At 62.8% G+C, this 2147-nt stretch carries 3 protein-coding genes; all 3 read right to left on the bottom strand.

Annotated features, from left to right (window positions below):
- On the bottom strand, positions 1-346 hold a 346-nt coding region (locus tag Q4C89_RS14875), incomplete at its 3' end, for an ABC transporter permease subunit (protein WP_303103402.1).
- Positions 347-541: 195 nt separating this feature from the next.
- Positions 542-1297 (bottom strand): ABC transporter substrate-binding protein, encoded by a 756-nt coding sequence (locus Q4C89_RS14880; RefSeq protein WP_303103403.1) that lies wholly within the window; start codon positions 1295-1297, stop codon positions 542-544.
- Positions 1298-1496: 199 nt separating this feature from the next.
- On the bottom strand, positions 1497-2147 hold a 651-nt coding region (locus Q4C89_RS14885), incomplete at its 5' end, for an ABC transporter ATP-binding protein (protein WP_303103404.1).

The raw sequence follows: 2147 nt of genomic DNA on the forward strand, positions 1-2147 counted from the left end.
CGAACAGAATCTGCACCAGCAGCGGCGTACCACGAATCAGCCAGATGAAGAAGTTGGCGGGCGCACGCACCAGCGCATTGGGGCTGGTTTTCATGATTCCGGCGACGACCCCGACCACCAGTCCTATCAGGCCGCTGACCACCGTGAGCTTGAGGGTCATCTGTGCGCCTTCCACGAACAGGTCGGCGTACTGACCGACGGGCGCGGGCATCTGGCGCAGCACCAGGGTAATCAGGACGAACAGGGCAGCGAAGGCGGCAGCAGCTCCGACCAGCCACAGAAACATGGAGCCGAGGCCCTGTCCGGCAGGCGGGCGAGAGGGAGAAACGGGGGAGGGCGTGGTCATCGGTACATTCTCCAGAAGGCGCGAAAACGCGGAGTCGGGTGGGGCATCACAGACAAAGGGGGCCAAGTTTGGCGAACGACACTATACGCCCATGACCTGACAGACCGCAGCCCAATTCAGGATTGACCGTTCGGCTGTAAGGTCAGGGCGTTCAGATGCTGCTCACGCGCGAAGATTCGGCCTTCCGCCTCGCCCTCAGCGGCAGCGAACGTCCTCACCGAAATAGCGCTGGCTGAGTTTGGCGTAACTGCCGTCGGCCTGTGCCTTGGCCAGGGCCGTATTCAGGGTTTTGAGCAAAGTCGTGTTGCCCTTTTTGACCGCCATGCCGATTTTTTCCCGGAACAGCAGTTCGCCCTGCACGACCTTGCCCTTCTGCGCCTTGATGAGGTCTAGACCCGTGAACTTGTCGCCCACCCAGGCGTCCACCCGGCCCGCCATCAGCGCCGCCTGCGCGTCGGTGTCCTTGGGGAAGGTCTTCACGTCGCGCACCCCGGGCACCTTGCGGACATTTTCCAGGTAAGTGGTGCCGACTTGTACCGCTACCGTCTTGCCGGAAAGTGCCTTGGCCGTCAGGGGGCCGCCGGGCCGGGTCACGATGGCACCACCCGTGCAGTAATGGGGGTTGGAAAAGTCCACCGCCTTTTGCCGCTCGGGGGTGATGCCATGCGAGGCGATCACGAAATCGTAGCGGTCCTGATTCAGCCCGATGAGCAGGCTGTCGAAGGGCTGGGTCGTCCACTGCACCTTCAGGCCCAGCTGTTTGGCGAGGATTTCAGCCAGTTCGACCTCGAAGCCGGTGGGGGTCTTGCCTTTCATGAGGTTGAAGGGCGGAAAAGCCCCTTCGGTGGCAATCTTGATGGTGCCCGACTTCTGGATGTCGGCCCAGGTGCGGGCCTGCGCGGTGCTCCCCAGCAGGGCCAGAGCAGTCAGAGAAAGCAGCATCTTTTTCATGGGTTCTCCTTGTCGTGGGCAAGCGGGAAAAGTCGGTGGCCCACGGATTTGCTGTCAACCGGCAGAGAAAGGCAAGGACGAATCGGCTGATGGGCGTCAGTGTAGAGCGATTGACCTGCGTTGCCCACAAAGGGCATAGATGTTTAAAAAGACAGAGACACCCGACTGGCCGCCGAATGTCTCCCAGTCTTCCATCGGCTTAGAGGGTGGTCTTCACGACACTGACGACGCCTGCCCCGCTGGCGGTCTGACCGGGGTACTCGTAGCCGAGGCCCTGGGTATCGAGTTGCCCACGGGTGCCGCCGGGCGTGCCCCGGTCAATGGCGTTTTCGGTCTGGGTGTCGAAGGCGTGCAGGCGGGTCTGGTCGATCAGCAGTTCGACCTTGTCGCCGGGCTGGACGGGAGCCATGCCCTCGACCTTGGCGGTCAGGTGTTGCCCCGCCACGTCCACAATCAGGTCGGTCTGGGCACCGAGCGACTCGACCACGACCACTTCGCCGCGCAGCACGTTGTTGCCGTGCGGCAGGTCGCTGTGGCCCACCAGTCCGACGTGTTCGGGACGAATCCCCATGAAGACCTCGCGGCCCTCATAGGCTCCCAGGCTCTGCGCCAGTCGGCCCATCGCGGCCACGCGGCTGTCACCCAGCACGAACTGTCCGCCCTGCACCTTGGCCGTCAGGAAGTTCATGGAGGGGCTGCCGATAAAGCCCGCCACGAACTTGTTCTGCGGGAAGTCGTAGAGGTTCATGGGCGTATCCACCTGCATAATCACGCCGTCGCGCATGACCACGATACGGTTGCCGAGCGTCATCGCCTCGACCTGGTCGTGCGTCACGTAGATGATGGTGGC

Origin of the sequence: Deinococcus sp., from assembly GCF_030523985.1 — a bacterium.
GTDB lineage: Bacteria > Deinococcota > Deinococci > Deinococcales > Deinococcaceae > Deinococcus.

Excerpts from the sequence above, each read along its gene's own strand:
- Q4C89_RS14880 (WP_303103403.1), bottom strand. The coding sequence starts at position 1,297 with ATGAAAAAGATGCTGCTTTCTCTGACTGCTCTGGCCCTGCTGGGGAGC.